This window comes from Petroclostridium xylanilyticum (genome assembly GCF_002252565.1).
GTDB lineage: Bacteria > Bacillota > Clostridia > SK-Y3 > SK-Y3 > Petroclostridium > Petroclostridium xylanilyticum.
Window position 1 is genome coordinate 102037 of sequence record NZ_NPML01000012.1, and the last position, 24154, is coordinate 126190.

Here is a 24154-nt window from a genome sequence, read left to right on the forward strand (position 1 = left end):
ATATATATATTATAGTTCAAGCAAGTTTTATTACTTTTTGAGAGGGTGTCATACGGTATGAAAATCGGATTTTCACAAGATTATAATGGCCCTGGTGGTGCCAGGAGCTGGATAAAAAGTTTCAGTAATTATTGTCTCTCCAAAGGACATGATATTAGCTTCGGCTATGATCCTGATGTCGATGTGTTTTGCTCAGTTGCAGCCATGTCAAAAATTGAAGAACTGGAAGCTCTTAAAAATAAAAAAATCAAAATATTGCAAAGGATAGGCGCAATATTTTTACCTTATAATTATCCCAGCCCAGAGCTCGTCAAAAGCCGCAACGATTATTTCAAAAAAATAATCTCTTTTGCTGACAGCATTGTATATCAAAGCATATTTTCAAAAACAGTATTACTTAGAAGCATATATAACGGCAATGAACCGGACGGTGATATTATTTACAATAGTGTTGATGCATCTGTTTTTACACCTGACGGCAAAACGCTATATAAGCCAAAAAATAAGAAGGTCATACTATCCATAGCTTATTGGGGCACGCAGTATACTTCAGCCAAGTCCCTTCAAGCCTTAATCAATGTTGCAAAGTTATTTAAATCAAAAAAAAATATTGAATTCTGGATATTAGGAAAAGCATTCCCTAATGATGAAAAACTGATACGGAATGCCAATCTGCCCAATATCACAAAATTAGATCTCAGTACCCCCGTCCCTCGTGATTTAATGCCTGAATATTTAAGAACGGCGGATCTCCTATTGAGTTTCAAAGCACATGAAGCGTGTCCCAACCTGGTAATTGAAGCAATGCATACCGGAACCCCTCTGGTAGGATTAAATTCTGGCAGTCTTCCTGAACTGGTAGAAGATGCTGCTTTACTTGCCAATTGCAGCCAAAGCATCAATTCATTTCCGACTGTGGATATACATGATTTATGTAAAAAAATTTTAGAAACTCTTCACAACCAGGAGTTTTATAGAAAAAAAATGCTGGCAAGAGCTAAAAATTTTTCTGAAAAGGAAACACATGAAAAATATTTAAATAAGTTGGAAGAACTATACCATTTGTCAAAAAAATAATTTTATTATACATTTTCGCATTCCTGACCAGTTCTGAAGAAATCTCCTTTATAATGTAATTACATTACAAAGGAGATTTCTTATGTGCAAATCAATTAATAATTCATACAAAGTTAATTTACCCAACATTTTGAGTAATTACTCCTACAAATATTTTTTGAACGATTTTATTTCATCTACAATTTTTTCAACATCACTTTCACTTAGGTTGGGGTGTAAAGGAATATTTAATGCTTCTTCATTTAGTATTTCGCAATTTGGCAATTTTACATTACTATGGTAAATTTTATTCATATGCAGCGGATGATAGCGTACGGTGGTATATATTCCTTTTTCAAACAAATATTTTGCTAATTCATCTCTCTTCTTCCTTATCCTGATACAATATGTGAAATATGAATGTTTATCTCCATCATTGGCTTCACAAGGAGTTTTTATCCAGTCACAGTCTTTAAACGCATTTTGGTATATATCCCAAATCTTCTTTCGATAAGCCTGTAATGCATCCAACTTTTCCAACTGAGCCAGCCCTATCCCCGCCAATATATCCGATGGATTCATTTTAATAAATACTTCTTTTATATCATATTCCCACCATCTTTTTTTACCCTGTGTAGACGTTTCAAAACCTGACTTGCCAATACCGCAATATCTTAATACTCTTGCTCTCTCTATTAATTCAGATTTTTGGGCAGTAACACCTCCACCTTCTCCGACTGCCAGGTTCTTAATTGCATCAAAACTGTAAACGCCGACATCTCCAATACTTCCACAAGCTTTTCCCTTATAATAGGAATCCACTGCATGAGCTGCATCTTCTATTATGGGAAGACCAAACTGCTTAATTGAATCCATTTCCACCGGTAACCCCGCGTAATGTACAACCATGATTGCTTTAGTTTTATCAGTTATACTATTTGCAACCGTTTTTTCTGTAATATTATAACTATTTATGTCAACATCGCAAAAAACAGGTTTATGCCCTGCCAATATTACGGCTTGTGCACAGGAGACCCAGGTAAAAGAAGGTACAATAATTTCCGAGCCCATCGGTAAATCTAATAATTTTACAGCTAAATAAAGACCATTTGAACCGCTATCAACCATTAAAAAATTCCTAAGCCCTAGTCTTTTTGAAAATTTTTCTTCGAATTCTTTTACTTTTGGTCCCATTCCCATCCATTGATTATTGATGCTCTCCGACACCTGTTCAATTTCTTCTTTTCCTGCTTTAGAGCCAAAGACCGATATCATTCTTTTTCACATCCTAAGATAACTTGAATTTGACAAGGTCTGAACTTATCAAAATCTAATTCTGCATAAACATACTCTCCATGATTTTCAACAATTCTAAAACCATTTTTTATATACCATGTTACTGCCGGATTATCCTTTAATACTTTGCAGCCAATTATTTTATTGAAATTGGTTTGAATATAACTGCACATTATTCTTAACGCATCACTTATTTTTGCACAGGATTTATGGTATTTTTCACCGCGGATGATATTGTAAAGGTCTATATAGCTTTTTGCATCCCTAAATCCCATACATCCAATGCTTTTGCAAACATTTTCAATATCTTCTTCAATGATAAACATGAAATCTTTATCTCTATCTAAATACTTTTTAAACCATTCTTTTTGTTCATCTACACTTATCTCATTCTTATAAAAAAATGAATCTCTATTTCGATTTTTCCAATTACGTAAATGATTTAAATCCTTTTCTTCAATACTCCTTAATCGCATATTGGGATGTTCATCTGATAAAATAATAAAATTTTTATCCTGCATATTCAGAACCTCTCTTATACTCTCTATATAAACGCACCTAGTTAGCATAATCAATATAAAATTGAAAGTTCTCTTCCGCCCATTCTTTATTATAAACATGGTTTCGTATAGAATCAGGATCATGTATGGACGCACAATATACGGTGCGTTTACCTGCATTTACTTCGCTGAGGTAAATCGACAGTTTGTTCCGAAATTTTTTTGCAAACTCTCCATGTTTGTGCCTACTCTTATGAATATCCAGGCAAGTCATCGACTTCTTTAAAACAGTGCACTGTTTTTTTAGCATGCATTGTTCGCAACGTACATATTGCGTTTGCTCTATCTCAATACTTTGAATAAACCCTGTTTTATATGGAGTAAATCTATTGATACGCAAAGATGTATCAACATCAGCCCAACAGGTTTCTTCGTTGAAGTATCCAATATAATCAAACAATTCCGGACGAAGACATATACAAGATCCTATTACTGAATGATATTGGTAATAGCTAATACCATCTTTTGTTACAATCTTAGGTGATATATTTTTTTCTTGAAACAACGTGTCTCTCGCTACTCCTAATAATCCTATCTCTGGAAATGTATTCATCACCTTCATAAATTGAGTAATCCAATCTTTTGTTTTTATATACACATCACAATCTATATGAATAAAATATTGGTCCTTTTTTCTTTTACTTAATGCATAATTGATGGCATATACCACACCGCGGTTTAAATCAAATCTCTTTTTGCACTTAATTCTGTCATCCTTTAGGCTTTCTATAAATTTCCATGTATCGTCCTGAGAATTGTTATCAATAATATACAATTCAAAATCTTCGGTTGTATTAAGAAGAGCTGCCAGGTTACGTGCGATTAATCCTGCCCTATTAAAAGTAACGAAACATACCAATGGTGGCGTCACAGCTATCACTCCTTCCATTAAATTTTATATTTGCTTATTACGTTAACTACTTTATCAATATCATTATCAGTCATATCAGGATATAAAGGCAAGGTCAGGATTCTTTTCCAAATATCATTGGCAATAGGCACGCTAGCCTTTATATTTCTGTAGCAAGGTTGAAGATGTATTGGAAGATAGTGTACGCCCGGTGAAATATCATGCTGTTTTAGATGTTGTATCAAACCATCTCTTGCACTTTGGTCCGGCAGTTTTACCTGATATAAATGCCAGCTGCTTTCTGCATATGGTTTTTCATGCGGTAGTTCAAGCCATTTTAGATCTTTTAAGGATTCAGAATATTTTTGAGCAATGTATTTACGTTTCTGATTTAGTATTTCCAATTTTGCAAGCTGCACCAGTCCTATAGCAGCATTGATATCATTCATATGGTATTTGTATCCTATTTTATCTATCCAGTATTGCCATGCATATATGTGCTCTCTTGAAGTCCGGAACCATGTATCTTTAGATATACCAAGCCATCTCTTTTCTCTAAAATACCTGTTGTACCATTCATTATTACATGTAATTGCGCCGCCTTCGCCACAAGTTAAATTTTTTACTGCATGAAAGCTGAAGCAGGTAAGATTGTTTCCACTTCCGATTTTTTTCCCTTTATATCTGGCTCCACAGGCATGGGCGGCATCTTCTATTACGTATAATCCATCATAACCGGCCAATTCATTAATCTTATCCATATCACAAGGATGACCTGCCATATGGACAACTATGATGGCTTTGGTTTTTTCAGTTATTTTTCTCTGAATATCATGGACATCGATATTCATGGTGTCCTGTTCTATATCCGCAAATACCGGTTCTGCCCCAACATAACGTATTGCATGTACTGTAGAGACAAAAGTCATAGGTGTAACAATAACTTCATCCCCCTTTTTTATTCCCAGTGCTTCTACCGCCATATGAAGGGCAGCTGTCCCGGAATTTAATGCTACAGCATAGTTACATCCGATATAATCGGCAAATTTTTTTTCAAATTCTTCCGTTTTTGGTCCAAGACCTAACCAACCGGACTTTAGTACTTCAACAACAGCATTAATTTCATCTTCACCAATAGACGGCTTTAATACAGGCATTGTCATAAATATGCTTCCTTTCACTCATTCAAAATTTTATTGTTCAAATTCTTCTTTTAATATGCCGACAACTTTTACGTCCCAAAATTGCGAATGTGCATAATATGCTTTTCTCATACATCCTTCTACCTTATATCCATTTTTTTCTACCATTCTTAAAGATCCCTTGTTATATTCCACTATATATCCATTAATTCTTCTCAGGTTCATTTCATCAAAAGCATAACGTGTCAGCGTCCATATTGCATCTGTACCATATCCTTTTCCCCAGAAATTCTTATCTCCTATGAGCATTCCTATTGTCGCATTCTGGTTCCTGTGATTTATATCATATAGCCATGTAATTCCGATATATTGATTTTCTGCTTCAATAGCAAAAATCAGTCTATCGTTATACTTTTGATACTGCTGAAAATGCTTTTGATATTGTTCATACCATGCTTCTTGTGCATATTTACTTAATAAACCTGAATCCAGGAAATTCGTACGCACTCCTTCCTGGTTTCTCCATTCCACAATCTTATATATGTCTTCTTTTTCCAATGGTCTTAAACTAACTTTTTTACCCTTTATCAAGATACCTACTCCTTTCTATATTAAATTCATATCTTTCCACCATTTTTGACTTTCTTTATACCATTGAATAGTTTTAGCCAACCCTTCAAAAAAATCTATCCTGGGAACCCATCCTAATTCTTTGTGAATTTTACTAGCATTCATTGCATATCTTCTATCATGTCCCAGGCGGTCTTCTATATATTTAATTAAGCCTTCAGACTTATTTAAATATCTTAATATGAATTTTACGATTTCTATATTTGCTATTTCATTATCAGCACCTATGTTATATACCTCACCAGAAATGCCTTTCTCCAATACGGTCAAAATTGCGTTGCAATGGTCCTGGACATGTATCCAATCCCTTACGTTTAACCCATCTCCGTAAATACCTATAGGTTGTTCATTAATTGCATTAATAATGGTTTTAGGTATTAATTTTTCAGGATGCTGGTATTCGCCGTAGTTATTAGAACATCTTGTAATAACAACAGGTAATTTATAGGTATTAAAATATGCCTTGACAAGCATATCCGCCCCGGCTTTGCTGGCAGAATAAGGATTTCTTGGAGCCAGTGGTGTATCTTCAGTGAATGCATCCTTTGTATTCAATTCCAAAGAGCCATAAACTTCATCGGTTGAAACTTGTATATATTTTTCTATTCCATGTTTTAAACTATTATCTAAAAGCACCTGGGTTCCCAATACATTGGTTTGAATAAATACCTGTGAATTTTCAATGCTTCGGTCCACATGGGATTCGGCAGCAAAGTTGACAACGTAATTTATTCCTTGTCTAAAGATATCGTCCATTAAACGATAATCACATATATCCCCTTTTATAAATTTATAGTTTTTAGAATACTCTATGTCCGAAAGATTTTTAGTGTTTCCTGCATAGGTAAGTTTATCAACATTGATTACAAACAAATCATTGTGTTTTTGCAGCAAATACCGTATGAAATTACTGCCGATAAATCCACATCCACCTGTTACCAGTACCGTTTTCATCATCCATCTTTCCTTTCCCAGTTATAAGGAATGTCGTTATTATGGGGATCTACTCTGAATTCGTCCGGATCACTGTAGTTATACACTTCTGTCGGAATATTGATAACTATTGCTTCGGTTTCACCGATGCATTTAAAGCCATGAAAAACCCCATTAGGAATCTGAAGTAATATTTGGTTATAATCGCCCATAAAAAATTCATTAATTTTGCCAAAAGTAGGAGAATCTTTTCTATCGTCATATAAAACAACCTTCATCATACCTTTTATAACGATGAAATTATCCGTCTGTTTTTTATGATAATGCCATGCTTTTACTACTCCAGGGTAAGCTGTAGTTAAATAGACCTGTCCAAATTTAATAAATATATCATCATCTGCTCTTAACATTTCCATCAATCTACCTCTTTCATCGGGGATAGATTTTAATTGCTTGATCTTAACACCTTGGATGAATTCCATGTAAATCCCCACCTCACAATATTTTAATCTTGCTCTTATCTCCTACTATAAAAGAATAAGTTCTGGATAGTGTATTATCGTTTGCAATCTCCGTACTGCTGCCAATAAGGCTATTGTTGATTCTATTCCCTACATTTTTTATTTTACAATTCTCCATAATGATACTGCCTTCTACCTCTGAGTTTTCTATTTCACATCCTTTACTGATGGATGTGTAAGGACCAATATATGCATTTTTTATTGTACATTTTTCACCGATAATGACCGGCCCTCTAATTACACTGTTAATCACATGCGCATCCTTTTCTATAATGACCTTGCCCTGTACCATTGACTTTTGGTCTATCCATCCCTGGTCATAACCCTTTATGTCATCCAAAATTTTCTGGTTCGCTTCCAACATATCCTGTGGAGCTCCTGTATCCTTCCACCAATTTTCCAGCTGACCATAACTGACTTTGAACCCGTTTTTTATCATGTCCTGAATGGCATCAGTGATCTCCAATTCATTACGCCATGAAGGTTTAATTTTACTAATAGCTGAAAATATGTTTTTATCAAAAATATAAAGGCCTACAATGGCCATGTTACTAATATATTGTTTTGGTTTTTCAACCAGCTCAACAATGTCGCCATTTTCCAGGACTGCAACCCCATAGTCTTGTGGATTATCAACCTTATCCAGTACAACCAGGGCATTTAATTTTTTACCATAATATTTCTGAATAAACTTACTTAAATCATCCCTGATAATGTTATCCCCTAAAAACATTAAAAATGCCTCTTCCTTTAGAAAAGGTTGTGCAATTTTCACTGCATGGGCCAATCCTTCCGGTTTTTCCTGATAAATATATGTGATTTTTGCCCCCCATCGGGTACCATCCCCAACCTCTTGCATGATTTCGTCCCCGGTGTCACCTACTATTATTCCAATATCACTGATCCCTGCCTTAATGATTGACTCGATAGCATAAAATAGAATCGGTTTATTTGCCACCGGAATGAGTTGTTTGGGCCTGGTATATGTGATAGGCCAAAGCCTTGAACCTATTCCTCCACTTAGAATGAGAGCTTTCATGCCGCCACCTTCCCGTTTTAATTTCCTTTTTTCCTTATCATATTATGAAGTAAGTTGATATTATGTTACCAAACTTTTAAAAAATATGGTTTAAAATAAATACCAGCTGTTAGCTGGTATTTATTAATATATTTGACTATACGATTTTACGCCATTTACAACAGATTCTTTATATAAAGCTTTTATCTTGATCCCAAGATCTTGCGATACTTGCTTTACCACTGGCAGTTTGTGTTTTTTAAATTTGAGTGCATAACTACACCCACCCATTGATATGGACCTGGGTGTATGAACAATTCCGATATAATCTCCATCCTGTGGCATGTATTTTTTTACTCTATTTGCCAGGGTTACTGACGAATATATCGCTAAATAATAATCCATAAAACCCTCCCCTTGCATTCTAACTCCTCATGTTGCAAAATCATCCCCAGCCCTACGGCAGTTAAGATAACAGCGGAAATAATATTGGTAGAAGCAAATATTATCTTACATTATCTGCTATAGTAATATATATTATGTAATATCATTGCGAAAAGTGAAAGGTATAAGCGTTGGATTCGGGTCTAAAATAGTTCGATACTGGTTAATGTTTCCATATTTCCCTTCGGGATCAAGTTCCATATATCTCTTATATTTTTCCCACCTTAATGCCTCACTTGCCCATCCGTAGTGTTTCAGCCTTATATTGCACTGACACCCTTCCAACATGCTGATATTATTGGGAAATCTACCACAGTGCTGGGGCGTTTCATGCCATGTATAGTGAAAGTTGGGCTGATATCTGGTCAAAAATATCCTGTAATACTTGTGTGCCTGCCAGTAACTATCTTCCCTGTAATGTGACTCATCCCAGAAATCGTAAAGCCGGAAGGAATAATAGTCAAAAGTAGGTTGATCAATCAATTGACGTATGAAGTTAATGATGCTATCTTCAAAAATCTCATCGGCATCCAGACATAAAATCCAATCAGGTTTTGTGCTAATCGTCATATCCCATAACTGTTTGCGTAAAGAAATTTCATTGCTGAAATTAGATCGTTTATTTGAAACAATATATGAAGGTACGTCCTTGAGGATTTGTTTGCAAATTTCTACCGTATTATCCTCACTGCCATCATCTAAAATTACTGCATTGTCAATGTATCTTACTGCATGGGATAAAACTTTATTCAGGTATTTATTGGCTTCATTACGGACCAACATGGCGAGTGTCACTTTATTGTTTGTACTTTTATCAATTCTTTCCCGGCTTTCCAACAAATCAACAAGGGAAATCCCCAGCAAACTGGTTCCTTGATCATTTTTGAGGGATATAAAGTCTACCAACCATACAGACCTGTTGAACTCCTTTAAAATTAGATCACACCCGAACAATCTCTCCTTTTCACCCTGTTCACCTATACTTTTCACACTAAAGTTTACCTTTGCTTTTACCACCCCTTCTGTGGCTTTCTCTACATCTACATTTATACTTAGAGGAAAGGCCATGCACCTAATTTTGTTTTTGATTAAGCAGTTAATATCTGAATCTTGTCTCTGCATCAGCTTACTAATATATTGTTGAGTAAAATATCTATGTCCTTCAAAACCGGTTACAATCCTATAATCACAGGAAAAATACTTTTGAATAAAATCTTTGATTGTGTTGGATATATCGGTTTCACTAACAGTTCTTGCAGCTGACACCTGCACAGGAGGTGGACTGCTTTGTGCACTGTCTTCCTTTAGCTGCTCTTTTTTGTACCCCTCTATTCCTTCAAGATCACTCTGACGGTAAATATGATATGCCGGGCAGGTTGTATCTACAAATAATTGAAAGCCCAGCGCTGCCGCTCTAATACAAAAATGGCGGTCCTCTCCCCAGAAAGATACATTATGAATTTCTTCAAAGCTGACCCCTTTTTGTATGGCTTTTTTACTTATTAACGTACAGGCACCCAATCCCCCTACTTCATATACTCCTGGTTTTTTCAACTGTTCGAGAAATTTATTAACCCGTATACTGCTTTCTTCCTGTGTTAGTCTCTCCCCTCTGCTTTGCGGTACTAATGAATACTGGTCATACAACCATACCTGTGGCAGTTCAGGAGAATCCGGCTGCCATTTGGTCCAAAAGATTTCTGATATGATATCTTTTTTTGCAGAAATCAGACTTTTTAAGGTTTTGGGATGTAAAACAAGGTCAGAATCTACTAAGAATATATAATCGTAAAACTTTCTTCTGCCATAATCAATAATTTTATTTTTGTAAGCTGCTACCTTCCATATTAAATTTTCATTCCATTGATGAGTTTTTTCAGTACAGATATACTTTTCCAGCGCATCCCCTTGTTCAATAATTACTTTCCTCTTATTTTGTGAAGAAAGGGTTCTTAAAGAAAATGCTGATGATGAGAAATCTTTTAATATTTTCTTTGATAAATCACTATCATTATCATCTATAAAAAAATAATCCACATGGATATTATCTTTTTCCAACTCATCTAAAGATTTAAGAAACTCCTTTAAAATGTCCGGCACCTGCCGTACAGGACTCCCTATCAATACTTTAAATTTCATCCTCATTTTCACTACTCCCATTTTTAGTTCATATTTCTTTATATAGTATTTCAACCCCTGCAGGGTCAATTGCATTCAATTCTTTTATAGATCTTAAAATCTCATTGACAGCCATTTGTTTAAATCCATTATTGTAATATAATTTTCCCAGCTCAAGAAGAACCTTGTTAGAATTTATAAAATTTAACACATTCAATAATTTTTCAAACAAATCAAACTCTTGAATCTTTAACAGTTCAGCTAATATTGCCAGTGTTATTTGAAGAATTTTATCATGGTCGTCTTCTTCTAAGAGAATTACTTCTTCTTTACCTGAAAAAACATTATATAATTGAAGGTATATTCTGTACAAAAAATCATCACTACTTTGTTTTATCTTATTAAGTACAGTTTCAATATTGTTTAGGTCATGCATAAGACTATACATGAATATATATTTTAAGCTTTCCCGATATTCACTGCTTTTCTCCGGCAATTTAATAAACATTTTAACCGCTTCTGCACTCTTTTTTTGATAAAATAGGTTGATGCCAATCAAAAAATTCACTTGACTGTCGCTTTTATCCATCTCCCTCGCCTTTTCCAGATATCCCATTGCTATATCATATAAGCCTTCGCTTATTAATACACCTGCAACTAATAACAGGTTAGGTACATACTCTAAATTAAAATACTGGGATAATCTAAACGATACATATCTCTTGTTTTCATATAAAATATTTAATATTTTACCAATCCTATAAACCGGGCTCTGTAAGTATGGATTTATCCTTAATACATTTTCAAAGCATTCAAAAGCTTTTTGATAGTCCTCCATTTGAAAATATATCTCCCCCAATGCCTGGTACGGCCGGTAGGTGCCACATCCATCAAGAAACTCCAGTTGTATAGGTGCGGGACCAAGTTCTATACATTTTTTAAAACTATCCATGGCAAGGGTATACTGTCTATTTTTTAAATAGATATGCCCTCTTATTAACTCCAGGTCTGTAAACCCAGGGTATGCCTTTAGCCCTTCTTCGATAGCCCTTAAAGCCTCTCTGTATTCTCTCAACTCATCAAAGCACATGATACGTCTGATTACTAGCTTAGATGAATATCCGGCGTTAAAATCCAGATTCCTATAAACTTTATCAAATAGTTCTAGAGCTTTCCTCTGGTCTCCTAAAGCAAAGTATTCATTTCCTAAATTAAATAGATGAAAACGGTTGTGAGGATCTTTCTTAAGTTCTTCTTCAATAATTGAAATATTTCTTTCCCGCTTGTTTTTTTCTGCCGCCACATCATTTAGATACCCATAATGAAAGATTTCAATATCTTCTGTGGAAAAATAGTTATAGTCCATTTTACCATTTACACAGGTCAACTGTTCATGGATAGCACCTACAAATTGATATTTTTTGTTATTCCTCAGCAGCCGCAAGTTAAGATTTGACACTATATCCTTTCCGGGTCTTTCCCCTGCATAGCTTAATGTTTTAAAAAAATGTCCATCTTTTGTCGATGTATTGACAAGTTGAATAAACTTGTCATAATGTTCTTTATTAAACTCATCGTCTCCATCCATTAACAAGACCCATTCCTTGCTGGCATATTGCAAAGAAAAGTTTCTTGCATTGCTAAAGTTATTATCCCATTGGTAATACTTTACTGTTGCACCCATTTTTTTTGCAATCTCGACCGTCCGGTCTGTCGACCCTGTATCTACAATGATCATCTCATCTACAAGTTCTTTTACACTTTTTAGACACCTTTCTAAATATTTCTCTTCATTTTTCACAATCATGCATAAGCTGACAGTCTTTTTTCTTTCCATAATTCTCCCCTTCAATATCCCTCTGGATTAGATTCATCTTCTCTATGATATATATGAATGCAGATATTGCAAAATGCCCCTAATAAATTAGGGCATAAGACCACGTTTAAAAGCTTGGCCTTATGTCCTAACCTATTTAGAGATTAGTTAGCATGCTAACTGATTATACCTGCGCATTATAGTAAACGTCGAACGTACAGGTTACACCGCTTGTTTCATAGAATAATCGCGTATACTGCAAGAATTTAGCTGCTACAAGCGTAGTTTTTTGGCCTGCTGCTACACCTACCGGACCACTTGTATCGTCCACAAAATAGCTGGCAGTAGTTGTTGGACTAATCTGCAGTTGGACGGTTACCGTATTGGATCCAGTATTAAATACATAGAAGGAATACATGCTTTGCTCACCGGTATTTTGTACGAATATGCCGGCTGAGTCGATAACTCCTGCTACTGTTGTATAGCTTTCAGTAAACAGGCGTGAGGACAATTTTATACTATCTGTCGCTGCTGATAATGCTCTTATATCAAGATCTTCAGCAGTTACTGTTACTACTGAGTTCCAGATAGTAATGCTGTCGGTTGTTCCGGTTATCGGCCTGATGTCAAAGTTTTCGGCAGTCACTGTTACTACTGAGTTCCAGATGGTAATACTGTCGGTTGTTCCGGTTATCGGCCTGATGTCAAAGTTTTCGGCAGTCACTGTTACTACTGAGTTCCAGATGGTAATACTGTCGGTTGTTCCGGTTATCGGCCTGATGTCAAGGTTCTGAGCTGTTACTGTTACCGTACCTAAATCCAATCTACCGCTGGAATCCGTGAGGATCGCTACTGTATTACCGTTTCCATCCACACCGCTTATTTGCGTTTTAAGTTGACTGGCAGTTCCATTAAACACTAGATTATTTGGCATCACTTCTCACCTCCTTTCCAGGAGGAATAATAAAATTCTAGTTTATATTATGTCATTCTTACAAAATCTGTGACTGCATTTTTACTCTTCGCTATCAACTTTTTTAAATTTACTTTTGCGCTTGATACCATATTTTAACTATTGATGCTTCTGAGGTATCTACATTTCTAACCGCCATTCGTGTGAACTTTGCAAAACAGTAAGGAACAATAGCAGTCATTCCGCCAGGCTCGATAATTACATTTCCATTATCATCTATAAAATCTGCCCTATTAGGACTAATTTGTAATTTTGCAGTAACAGGATGAGGGCCTGCATTCTTGATAAAATAAGTTATGGTTTTCATCAATGAAGTGTTCATTGTAGATGAATAAGCATACATATCACCTACCCTAATCTCTTCCACAGCTTCAACAAATTCAGTAGGTACTGCTTTACATTCACATCCACACTTGCATTTCATCACATATTTTACTTCTACCATAGGCATAAATGTTTTGCCGGAATCAATCAATACTTTTGCAAAAGTTGCATCCTTTATTTCATCATTTTTTAAAATCAAGCCATAATTTATTAGTTCATGATTATACCACTTCTTAACAATTTCGGTTATATCAAATGTATACTGACCTGCTTTGTTGATGTTTATACTTCCGCTGGATAATTCCGAACTAAATAAAGGTTGATTGCTCCATGTAACTGTATCCACCGCCCATGGTTCTGTTATAACATAGCATGTTACTTCATTAGGTTGTCCTGCCCCTACCGCAGTTACATACATCTTGAAACTTGCTTCTATTATTATGGCATCTTCCGGTATAGCAGTAATAGGAAATTTTATTAATATTCTATATATATGACTTAAATCGTACCTTCCCAAACATGCAGCCGAAACATTATGGTAATTTTTTGAAGGATTATTCCGATTAATATATACAATCTGTATCTGAGGTCTAATAATAATTGATTCCATATGCAACCCCCTTTCATCCCATACTAGGAATAGCTCTCCAGCCTTATAAAAATTAAATGACCTTTGCTCAAATTGAAAATCGCCTTTACTTATACTATGTAATATTCATATAAAAAGTGAAAAGCGAAGCAATCATCTGCTTCGCTTTTTTATTCACTTATCTTCCTATAAACATCTGCACATAAATTTTTCCATATTTCGGACTATCAGCAATTCCAATTCCTATATAGTTATAATTCGGATTAAGTATGTTTTTCCTATGTCCTTCAGAGTTCATCCAGGCATTATGCGCTCTTTCCGCTGAAGTATTTCCTGCCAGGTTCTCTCCGGCATACTTATAGCTTACACCAAACTGCTTGAGCATATCAAAAGGAGAACCATAAGTAGGTGAGGTATGTGAGAAGTAGTTCTTTTCAACCATATCTTTTGCTTTAAGATTTGCTACTTCCATTACCTTCATATCTACCTTGAGCGGCTGTGCCCCTACTTTCGCCCTTTCGGCATTGGCAAGGTCAAGTATTTTTTGTGCTTCTGCACTTATCTGTCCATCCGGTTGTTCTGGAGCAGGTGCAGGCGTTGGTGCCGGATTTTGTGGAGCTGGCTTTGGTGCCGGCTGACTGTTCGGTGGATAATAAGGCTTTACATATTTTCCCGAAACAACACCAACAGTGTCATTGTTCATGTGTATAATATACCAATCTCCTAGTTTACCAATACAGTCTACAATTTGGCCCTTATAAACAACACCTACTTTAGTGAAGTATGTTGCCGGACCTGACCTTACATTAAGACCTGCTGCAGTAGTAACTTGCAATTGAGCTGGTATATTCGTACGGCTAAAGGGTGTTTTTGCAGCCGCCGCAACAATAGAAGACGAACTGCTAACAAATACTGTGCACAGTACTGTTAAAATAATTAAAAATGATAATGTTTTCTTCATTCCATAACACTCCTTAACATATATTGTTAACTCATAGTTAGTTTAAGCAGAATTTAACTTTTTATTATTGTTAAATTATAGCAACCTGTGGTTGAGATTAAACAATTTTCAAGTTTGCCACGGCAACTATAATATAAAATGCACAAAAAAAGAAGCCCTCTTCTGGCTTCATTATCAATGATTATTATAAAAATTTAATATTCTTTCGTTAATTAATACGCTTTGCCCCAGTATACCATGTGTTTTGCTGGTTTGCCGCAACATACGCAGTTGTCAGAAATTTGCTCTTGTTCAAATGGAATACAACGGGCTGTTGCCCCTGTTTCCTCCTTAATCTTATCTTCACATGCTCTATCTTCACACCACATCGCTTTAATAAAACCGGATTTTTGTGCTAAAACATTCTTGAATTCCTCTAAATTCTTTACGGTATAAGTCTTTTCATCTCTCATTTTTCTTGCCTTTTCCAATAAATCTATTTGCATTTGTTCTAACAATTGTGCAACTTTTTCTTCAATTTCATCTAGAGAAACAAAAATCTTTTCTCTTGTATCTCTTCGGACCAATACAGCTTGATTGTTTTCAATATCCTTTGGTCCAATTTCCAAACGAACCGGTATCCCTTTCATTTCATATTCACTAAATTTCCATCCCGGCATCTTATCACTATCATCAATTTTAACCCTTGCTACTTTTGCCAACTTTTCTTTCAGTTGGGAAGCTTTTTCTTTAACACCTTCTTTGTGTAGTGCAATAGGAATAATAACCAATTGTACAGGTGCAACAACTGGAGGCAGTACAAGACCATTATCGTCTCCATGTACCATAATCATCGCCCCTATCAAACGTGTAGTCATACCCCAGGATGTTTGATGAACGTATTGTAATTGATTGTTTTGGTCTGTATATTGAATTCCAAAAGCTTTTGCAAATCCATCTCCAAAATTATGCGATGTTCCAGTCTGCAGCGCCTTTCCGTCATGCATTAAACTTTCAATAGTATAGGTAGCTTTCGCTCCAGCGAATTTTTCCTTTTCCGTTTTTTGACCTTTTATCACGGGAATAGCTAGTGCTTTTTCACAAAAATCTGCATATACATTAAGCATTTTAATGGTTTCTTCCTGGGCTTCCTGTGCAGTAGCATGGGCAGTATGGCCTTCTTGCCATAAAAATTCTAATGTACGCAAGAAAGGACGTGTAGTCTTCTCCCAACGAACAACAGAACACCATTGGTTGTATAGCTTAGGAAGGTCCCTATAGGAGTGAATAATGTTCGCATAATGCTCACAAAATAGTGTTTCCGAAGTAGGACGTACACAGAGCTTTTCGGTTAGTTCTTCTGCTCCTCCGTGAGTTACCCATGCAACCTCAGGAGCAAATCCCTCTACATGGTCTTTTTCTTTTTGCAGCAAACTTTCTGGAATAAACATAGGCATGTACACGTTCTCATGTCCTGTTTCTTTAAACCGCGCATCTAGGATTTTCTGAATATTTTCCCAAATTGCATATCCATACGGACGAATAATCATACAGCCTCTGACACTGGAATAGTCAACTAAATCTGCTTTTTTTACAATGTCAGTATACCATTGTGCAAAATCTTCATCCATGGATGTAATTGCTTCAACAAATTTTTTATCTTTTACCATATTTTCATCCCTTTTACTCCCTTGTCTTACACATCAATAATAAAACATAATTATCGGACTGTCAAGGACCAAACTCCCCACTCTTCACTATTACACATACTGCATGTGCAGCTATGCCTTCACCGGTCCCGATAAAACCCAATCCTTCTGTAGTGGTTGCTTTCACATTTACTTGTTCTATATTAATTCCCAGAATATTGGCAATATTTTGTCTCATTGTTTGTATATATGGTGCCAGTTTAGGCCGTTGGGCAATGACAGTGGCATCTATATTATTTACATAATATTCTTTTTCCTCCAGAATTCTCTTTGCTTCTTTTAATAAAAGCATGCTGGATATTCCTTTATATTTATTATCTGTATCCGGAAAATGCTTGCCGATATCTCCCAGAGCTGCAGCACCTAATAATGCATCCAGTATAGCATGAATTAAAACATCTGCGTCCGAATGTCCTAACAGCCCTTTTTCATAGGGGATATCTACACCGCCCAGTATTAATTTTCGACCTTCTACCAATCTATGTACATCATATCCATGTCCGATCCTCATTTCATCAAACCACCTTATTCTATAGAACGCACTAAATACTTTATATGCTATTTATATATTTATTTGACTGCCTTTAACCGTGCCAAATCAGTCCAATTGCTTGCGGTGATAACTTCAACATTAGATACATCTTTCCTGAGATTTTTTACTTCTTTGCTAATCTCCGCCATTTCCATCATCATTTGTTCATGTTCGGCCTTGTTTACCTGTGTCGAATGTTCCAATGCTCTTAAGATTCTTGTATTCTCTTCTTGTTGCACTTTTATAGCGCTAATTTCCGATTTCATAGAACTAATTTCTGTTTTCATAGAACTAATTTCTGTTTTCATAGAACTAATTTCTGTTTTCACAGAACCAATTTCCGTTTTCACAGAATCAATTTCCGTCTTCACAGAATCAATTTCCGTCTTCATAGTTCTAATTTCTGTCTCGATGCCTCCAAGCCTCTCATTCATTTTATTGAGCATTGCTAATATTTTTTCTTCCATAAATATCACCCCTATCAAGTTTTTTATATATAAATATTACTAAGTAAGTTACAGACCATTAATTACTATATAGAACTATATAAATAGCACTAAGTATGTTACATTATTGTTATTTTGTTCACGGTTCACGGTTCTCAGTTCTCAGTTCACAGAAATTAGCCAAGAAAATACCGTGAACCGTGAACTGTGAACTAAAATAGACAATGTAAAGTACTTAGTAATACTTATATAGCTATATTTTATTATACCTTTACTTATTACTTAGTTCAATCGAATTTTTATGATTTTTCCATCTTATTATTCATATTCATCTTCTTCTAACTCTCTGCCACTTATAATCGCTTCCGCCAAGAAAATATCTTCCGGAGTAGTAATTTTTATATTTTCATAACTTCCTTCCACCATTTTCACTTGATAGCCCATCTGCTCCACAAGCATGCAGTCGTCTGTTGCACTAATTCCCTCTTCAATGGCTTTTTGATGAGCTCTTTTCAATATTTCCACCTTGAAAACCTGAGGTGTCTGTACTGCCCAGAGCTTACTTCTATCTAAAGTATTTACAATATTGTTATTATCATCTACCAGCTTAATAGTATCTTTAACTCTTACGCCAACCGCTGCTGCATTATATTGTACAGCAGCTTCAATAGCTTCCTCAATATGCTTAGGCAAAATTAAAGGTCTTGCGCCATCATGGATAGCTACGATAGTTGCTTCATTACTTATTTCTTTCAATCCATTGTAGACGGAATCCTGTCTTTCCTTCCCGCCAACAACAATCTTCTTTACCTTTACCAACTCAGACATATCAATTATTTCTTTACAGGCCATGATATCTTCCTGCCGGGTGACAACAACTATTTCATCTATCAGCTCACAGTCTTCAAAAGCCTGCAAAGTATAGGCAAGGACCGGTCTATCGATAATGTTTATAAATTGTTTGTTTTTAGAAGCATTCATTCGCGACCCTTTTCCTGCAGCCACAATGATAGCAGAACAATATTCTTTATTCTTATTCATTTTGTGCTCTTTAAAAAAATTTTTAAATATGTCCAGCAAATAATATTCCCCCCACTTAAGAATTGACAATTGACAAAAGCCAACCCGGGGTTGGCTCAGTTGAAATAAAAACGATAATATTACATATTTAATAATTGCACTATTAGTTACAAAGACTAGAAATAATTAATTCTTCAATTCTTAATTAAATTTACACTGCTCTTTCAATCTCATATTTAGGTTTCGCAAATATCATTCTGCCTGCTGGAGTCTGCAATATACTTGTCACAAGCACACCAACCGACTCTCCTATATGCCTTTTGCCGCCATCTACCACGATCATGGTTCCATCATCCAGATACGCTACTCCCTGACCATTTTCCTTTCCATCCTTCACAACAAGTACGGTCATTTCCTCACCAGGTAAAACAACAGGTTTTACGGCATTTGCAAGTTCATTTATATTTAATACCGGTACTCCCTGGAAACTGGCTACTTTATTAAGATTATAATCATTGGTGATCACTTTTCCATTCATTAATTCAGCTAATTTGAGCAATTTACTGTCTACTTCATGAATAGTGTCAAAATCCTTATCTAAGATTTCAACCGGAATATCCAATTCTTTTTGAATGATATTAAGAATATCTAATCCTCTTCTACCTCTATTGCGCTTAAGGGCATCTGAAGAATCAGCTATATGTTGTAACTCCCTTAGCACAAACGCCGGAATAACTAAAGGTCCCTCGACGAACCCTGTCCTGCAAATATCTGCTATCCTTCCATCAATGATAACACTCGTATCCAGAATTTTAGGCTGAATAGAGGGATTGGAACGCTTTATAATGCCTTTCTTTAGGAAGAATACACTATCACTTAACTCATCCTTCTTTTTTAATGCGATGCTTATCCCCAGATATCCTAACATGACATTGGCAGTTATGGCTAGAACAGTTCCTATAATAGGTATAGACAAAATAGGCAATGATATTAAATTTGCAATAATTAAACCAATTATGAGTCCTAGTGCACCAGATAATATTTCATGAGAAGTCCTATTTTGAAGTGTCCTTTCAATATGTAATAAAATATCCCGCAAGAAAGACATAAATTTTGCTCCACTTATGTAGAATAGTGTAGCTCCCATTAAACCTCCACCAACATACAGCACTATGGTCGAAACAACATAGGAATTAGGGCTAATCTGTGATTTCTGAAAAAACAGAAAAATCAGGCTTATACCAATAGCACCTCCAACCATTGATAATACCCCTTTGACCACCCTATTTACCATTAAATATCCACCTCCTCATTGGCATATATACCATTATATCAAATAATTGTAAAAAATAAACATATTTTTTTACAATTATATCTCATTAAACATGCCTTCTATCATACTTTCAATTTCACTTTGTTTCATCCCTTTGGCCAGTACCAACTCACTGATGAGAATTTGCTTTGCACTGTTCAACATTTTTCTTTCACCGGTGGAAAGGCCTTTCTCCTTATCCCTGTACATCAAATTCTTAACAACGTCTGCAACTTCATATATATTTCCACTCTTAATTTTAACCATATTTTCCCTATATCGCTTATTCCAGTTGCTGCACATGTCAGTTTTACCGCTTTTAAAAATTTGAATAACCCCTTCTGCTTCTTGCTGGTTAATAATTTCCCTTATCCCTATCTCTTTAATATTTGTCATAGGAATCATGACCTTCATATCTCCGATAGGCATCTTCATAACATAGTATTTTTGTCTCTTCCCCAGGATCTCTTTTTCTTCAATAGATTCAATCACACCGGCACCATGCATTGGATAAACGATTTTATCACCGATGTTATACATTTGGATGTTCCCTCCTTGCAAAAAACTATGCAATTTATTCCACATTTTTATTTTTGACATATACATATATAAGTATACTATAAATAAAGAATACTGTCAAAAAATTATTATTTTAACATCTAACTTATCTTTATGTCAACACTTTTCATGAAATTTTATAATCGTAGCATCATAGAATTAACATTTTAAAACTTATCAAGCGCTGCTTTTTTCTACTCTGCTCACTTCTTTAAAAATAAATTTTATTTATTTAAAACAGAGTATATTTTTTTGGAAAATTAGTGTAATTATTACCAATCCGTTGACAAATCACTTTATCTAAAAGTATAATTATAATGAGTATTATGAACAGTAACATGAACCGGTGCAAGGAGGGAAAATGATGGTAAAAGATATACTAAGTGATGAATTTCAATACACAGTACTAGAGTTGTTGGTGAGAAATAAAAGCATTCTTGATTCTTTAACCAAATATCAGGATTCGAACGCAAGAGTAAATCGGGCAATTGTTAAGGCCGTAACCCAATGTGGTTGTATAAAGATCAATGCCGATAAACAAATTTTCCCTGAAGATGGCAACTTTGATGAGATTCGTGATAGCATGTCCACCCATTTAGAAGGTGCTTTATGCGATAATTGTAGAGATACTATAGAAAAAGAAATGGGCCGTAACTTGTTCTATCTCGCTTCATTATGTAATATATTGGATTTGAATATGTATGATATATTAATTAAAGAATTGGATAGGATAAAAATGCTCGGGAAATATAATTTGAGATAAAGATTGAGATTAACCACATATGAGCAAAGCTTACAAATAATGATAAAATAGTTCTTAGTTCATGGTTCATAGTTCGTAGAATGAATGTTTTTACCATGAACTAAGAACTACGAACCATGAACTATTTTTATATTCTTCGGTTATCCATTAACAACTGATCCTGTATTCTTCTTAATGATTCTTTGATTGTTCTGGCCCTTATTTCTCCTATACCCTCCACATCGTCCAGTTCTCCTATAGAAGCTCTTAAAATGCCTTGAAAATTCTCAAACCTGGAAACCAAATTTGAAACAACTGACATGGGTACTCTAGGCACTTTGCTAAGCATTCTATACCCTCTTGGAAATACACTGGCATCTAATATACTCATGCCCCCATAATAACCCAATGAACGGCATAAAAATGTGAGGTCCAGCAGGTCCTCTTGAGAAGAAAGCCGAACCTGTTTTAACACATCATCAGCAGTCTTTCCTTCCAGGGGTACAAAATAATCTTGAATCACCAGTACCTCATCCTCTTCAGTATGGTTTACCAATTCCTCAAGCTGCATGCTCACTAACCGCCCCTCATTACCTAATTCACAGATATATTTGTCTATTTCAAACGCAATCCGCATTACCATTTCTGCTCTCTGAATAGCTATTATAACATCATAGAGAGTTACCATATCTTCAAATTCGAGCACGCTTAAATTAGTCATCGCGCTGTCCAATACCACCTTGTATTTTTCTAAAGCTTGTAAAGCTTGGTTTGCCCTTGTTAAAATTCTGCCTGTATCATTTAGTATATACCTATTTTGCCCTTTATAGAGTGTAATAATATTTCGACGTTGGGATATTGATATTACCAATTCTCCAGTTTGTCTGGCTACTCTGTCAGCCGTCCTGTGGCGGGTACCAGTCTCCATAGTAGAGATAGAAGGATCTGGAATAAGCTGGGTATTTGCAAATAAAATCTTTTTGGCATCACGGCTCAAAATAATGGCGCCGTCCATTTTTGCCAATTCATATAAATAGGTCGGTGCATAATCCTTATTTATAGTGAAGCCCCCATCAACCAAGTTCATAACCTGTGCTGAATCACCTACAACAATCAGTGCACCCGTTTTTGCTCTTAAAATGCTTTCCAATCCCTCCCTTAAGGGCGTTCCGGGAGCAACCACCTTAAGTACATCTATTAACTCATTCCCTTTGACTCGTTCCTCGCGCATGTGTTACCTCCATTTATCAGCTATTGCTTGCTGCTATTTCCAGTGCTTCACTCACACTCTTTACTCCAATGATCTTCAAATCGCCTGTTTGCTTTAGATTTTTTGCATTTTCCAATGGTACTATACACTGATTAAATCCTAACTTATATGCCTCGTTTACCCGTTTGTCTATATAGCTTATTGCCCTAATCTCACCTGTAAGTCCAACTTCTCCCATTAACAAGGTTTGAGGTGAAACTTGAAAATTCTTAAAACTGGAGGCAATTGCGGTAATGACTCCTAAGTCAGCTGCCGGTTCATCAATTCTTATGCCCCCAACTACATTTACATAGGCATCATGATTCTGTAAATGCAATCCAACCCGTTTCTCCAGTACAGCCATTAGCAATGTTATCCTGTTATTGTCAATCCCCGTAGACATTCTTCGCGGAATTCCAAAGCTGGTGGGAGAAATAAGTGCCTGTACCTCTGCCAGTACAGGGCGTGTACCTTCCAGAGTACAGATAACGCATGAACCGGAAACATTAACAGGCCTGCCGGATAATAACATGAGCGAAGGATTATCAACTTCTACCAACCCTCTGTCTTGCATCTCAAATACCCCTATTTCATTGGTTGAACCAAATCTATTTTTAACTGCCCTTAAGATTCTGTAAGATTGATGCCTTTCCCCTTCAAAATATAGGACACAATCCACCATATGCTCTAAAACCCTGGGCCCGGCAAGTGTTCCTTCTTTTGTTACATGCCCTACAAGAAATATCGCAATATTATTCTCTTTTGCAATTCTCATCAAGCTGATAGTAACTTCACGTACCTGACTGATACTTCCGGGTGCCGATGTCAACTCGGGTTTAAATATGGTCTGTATGGAATCAACTATTATTATATCAGGCTTTAAATCCTGCATACTCTGCTGGATAGCTTCCAGGTTAGTTTCAGACATAAGTAAAAGGTTTGGGGTTGATATACCTAAACGGTCTGCCCTTATTTTTATCTGCTTGACCGATTCTTCGCCTGATGCATACAATATTTTTGCTTTCTGTCCTACCATTTCGCAAACTTGCAGCAGCAAGGTTGATTTACCTATTCCCGGGTCCCCTCCCACTAATACGAGCGATCCTCTTACAATTCCTCCACCTAGAACTCTGTCTAATTCTTTTATCCCTGTAGAAATCCGCTCTTCTTGCGTAATTTCTACCTCATTCAAATGTACTGGACTCGTTTTCAATCCACTAATAGTAATTGTTTTATTGGGAGCGGATTGAATTTCTTCCACCAATGTATTCCATTCACCACAAGCCGGGCACTTGCCCAACCACTTTGGAGATTCATATCCGCATTCCTGACAAATGAATATCGTCTTTGTTTTAGCCATTTTCCTCACACCTTTT

The 24154-nt window shown here is 35.8% G+C and carries 24 protein-coding genes; 2 read left to right on the forward strand and 22 right to left on the reverse strand.

What is annotated here, in order from left to right; genetic code table 11:
* The first annotated feature begins 57 nt into the window (after positions 1-57).
* Positions 58-1077, forward strand: coding sequence for a glycosyltransferase family 4 protein (locus tag CIB29_RS07400; RefSeq protein ID WP_094548317.1), 1020 nt, complete (start codon positions 58-60; stop codon positions 1075-1077).
* Positions 1078-1221: 144 nt separating this feature from the next.
* Here the strand turns inward: CIB29_RS07400 and CIB29_RS07405 are convergent, their stop codons facing one another.
* The 20 genes from CIB29_RS07405 to CIB29_RS07505 form a co-directional block, all read right to left on the reverse strand.
* Positions 1222-2331, reverse strand: coding sequence for a DegT/DnrJ/EryC1/StrS family aminotransferase (locus tag CIB29_RS07405; protein ID WP_094548319.1), 1110 nt, complete (start codon positions 2329-2331; stop codon positions 1222-1224).
* Entirely contained in the window at positions 2328-2873 is a 546-nt protein-coding gene (locus CIB29_RS07410) for a GNAT family N-acetyltransferase (protein WP_157910240.1), read from the reverse strand. The genes CIB29_RS07405 and CIB29_RS07410 overlap by 4 nt, the downstream gene beginning before the upstream one ends.
* 37 nt (positions 2874-2910) lie before the next feature.
* Positions 2911-3801, reverse strand: a complete 891-nt coding sequence (locus CIB29_RS07415) for a glycosyltransferase family 2 protein (protein ID WP_198543795.1) — start codon at positions 3799-3801, stop codon at positions 2911-2913.
* On the reverse strand, positions 3801-4925 hold the full coding sequence (locus tag CIB29_RS07420; RefSeq protein ID WP_094548325.1) for a DegT/DnrJ/EryC1/StrS family aminotransferase: 1125 nt from the start codon (positions 4923-4925) through the stop codon (positions 3801-3803). Before CIB29_RS07420 ends, CIB29_RS07415 begins: the two co-directional genes overlap by 1 nt.
* 30 nt (positions 4926-4955) lie before the next feature.
* Entirely contained in the window at positions 4956-5495 is a 540-nt protein-coding gene (locus CIB29_RS07425) for a GNAT family N-acetyltransferase (RefSeq protein WP_157910241.1), read from the reverse strand.
* A gap of 15 nt (positions 5496-5510) precedes the next feature.
* Positions 5511-6488, reverse strand: coding sequence for a dTDP-glucose 4,6-dehydratase (gene rfbB / locus CIB29_RS07430; RefSeq protein ID WP_094548329.1), 978 nt, complete (start codon positions 6486-6488; stop codon positions 5511-5513).
* Positions 6488-6949, reverse strand: coding sequence for a dTDP-4-dehydrorhamnose 3,5-epimerase family protein (locus CIB29_RS07435; protein WP_094548331.1), 462 nt, complete (start codon positions 6947-6949; stop codon positions 6488-6490). Before CIB29_RS07435 ends, rfbB begins: the two co-directional genes overlap by 1 nt.
* Before the next feature lie 13 nt (positions 6950-6962).
* Positions 6963-8027 (reverse strand): glucose-1-phosphate thymidylyltransferase, encoded by a 1065-nt coding sequence (locus tag CIB29_RS07440; RefSeq protein ID WP_094548333.1) that lies wholly within the window; start codon positions 8025-8027, stop codon positions 6963-6965.
* Positions 8028-8150: 123 nt separating this feature from the next.
* On the reverse strand, positions 8151-8411 hold the full coding sequence (locus CIB29_RS07445) for a putative Se/S carrier-like protein (RefSeq protein WP_157910242.1): 261 nt from the start codon (positions 8409-8411) through the stop codon (positions 8151-8153).
* A gap of 132 nt (positions 8412-8543) precedes the next feature.
* On the reverse strand, positions 8544-10595 hold the full coding sequence (locus tag CIB29_RS18370) for a glycosyltransferase family 2 protein (protein WP_242965096.1): 2052 nt from the start codon (positions 10593-10595) through the stop codon (positions 8544-8546).
* A gap of 22 nt (positions 10596-10617) precedes the next feature.
* Positions 10618-12405 (reverse strand): tetratricopeptide repeat-containing glycosyltransferase family 2 protein, encoded by a 1788-nt coding sequence (locus CIB29_RS07460; protein ID WP_094548337.1) that lies wholly within the window; start codon positions 12403-12405, stop codon positions 10618-10620.
* Positions 12406-12568: 163 nt separating this feature from the next.
* Positions 12569-13318 carry a DUF6385 domain-containing protein gene (locus tag CIB29_RS07465; protein WP_094548339.1) on the reverse strand — a complete coding sequence of 250 codons (750 nt, stop codon included), beginning with the start codon at positions 13316-13318 and terminating at the stop codon, positions 12569-12571.
* Between the two features lie 109 nt (positions 13319-13427).
* The gene (locus CIB29_RS07470; RefSeq protein WP_094548343.1) at positions 13428-14291 is read right to left on the reverse strand and encodes a DUF6385 domain-containing protein; all 864 of its coding nucleotides are present in this window, start codon (positions 14289-14291) and stop codon (positions 13428-13430) included.
* A gap of 157 nt (positions 14292-14448) precedes the next feature.
* Positions 14449-15231, reverse strand: a complete 783-nt coding sequence (locus CIB29_RS07475) for a CAP domain-containing protein (protein WP_094548345.1) — start codon at positions 15229-15231, stop codon at positions 14449-14451.
* Between the two features lie 212 nt (positions 15232-15443).
* Positions 15444-16880: a proline--tRNA ligase gene (gene proS, locus CIB29_RS07480; protein WP_094548347.1), complete on the reverse strand. Its 1437-nt coding sequence runs from the start codon at positions 16878-16880 to the stop codon at positions 15444-15446.
* Between the two features lie 61 nt (positions 16881-16941).
* Positions 16942-17430, reverse strand: a complete 489-nt coding sequence (ispF, locus tag CIB29_RS07485) for a 2-C-methyl-D-erythritol 2,4-cyclodiphosphate synthase (protein ID WP_094548349.1) — start codon at positions 17428-17430, stop codon at positions 16942-16944.
* 59 nt (positions 17431-17489) lie between these two features.
* Positions 17490-17918, reverse strand: coding sequence for a coiled-coil domain-containing protein (locus CIB29_RS07490; protein ID WP_242965098.1), 429 nt, complete (start codon positions 17916-17918; stop codon positions 17490-17492).
* 297 nt (positions 17919-18215) lie between these two features.
* Positions 18216-18938 carry a 2-C-methyl-D-erythritol 4-phosphate cytidylyltransferase gene (ispD, locus tag CIB29_RS07495; protein ID WP_094548451.1) on the reverse strand — a complete coding sequence of 241 codons (723 nt, stop codon included), beginning with the start codon at positions 18936-18938 and terminating at the stop codon, positions 18216-18218.
* Between the two features lie 190 nt (positions 18939-19128).
* Positions 19129-20211: a PIN/TRAM domain-containing protein gene (locus CIB29_RS07500; RefSeq protein WP_094548351.1), complete on the reverse strand. Its 1083-nt coding sequence runs from the start codon at positions 20209-20211 to the stop codon at positions 19129-19131.
* Between the two features lie 75 nt (positions 20212-20286).
* On the reverse strand, positions 20287-20769 hold the full coding sequence (locus tag CIB29_RS07505; protein ID WP_094548353.1) for a CarD family transcriptional regulator: 483 nt from the start codon (positions 20767-20769) through the stop codon (positions 20287-20289).
* 382 nt (positions 20770-21151) lie between these two features.
* On the opposite strand from CIB29_RS07505, the gene CIB29_RS07510 reads away from it, so the two are divergent.
* Entirely contained in the window at positions 21152-21550 is a 399-nt protein-coding gene (locus CIB29_RS07510) for a nucleoside triphosphate pyrophosphohydrolase family protein (RefSeq protein WP_094548355.1), read from the forward strand.
* Between the two features lie 127 nt (positions 21551-21677).
* Here CIB29_RS07510 and disA read toward each other — a convergent pair whose 3' ends face one another.
* A complete protein-coding gene (gene disA / locus CIB29_RS07515) occupies positions 21678-22760 on the reverse strand; it encodes a DNA integrity scanning diadenylate cyclase DisA (protein WP_094548357.1) in 1083 nt (360 codons plus the stop codon).
* A 16-nt stretch (positions 22761-22776) separates the two neighbouring features.
* The gene (gene radA, locus CIB29_RS07520; RefSeq protein ID WP_094548453.1) at positions 22777-24138 is read right to left on the reverse strand and encodes a DNA repair protein RadA; all 1362 of its coding nucleotides are present in this window, start codon (positions 24136-24138) and stop codon (positions 22777-22779) included.
* Positions 24139-24154: the final 16 nt, after the last annotated feature.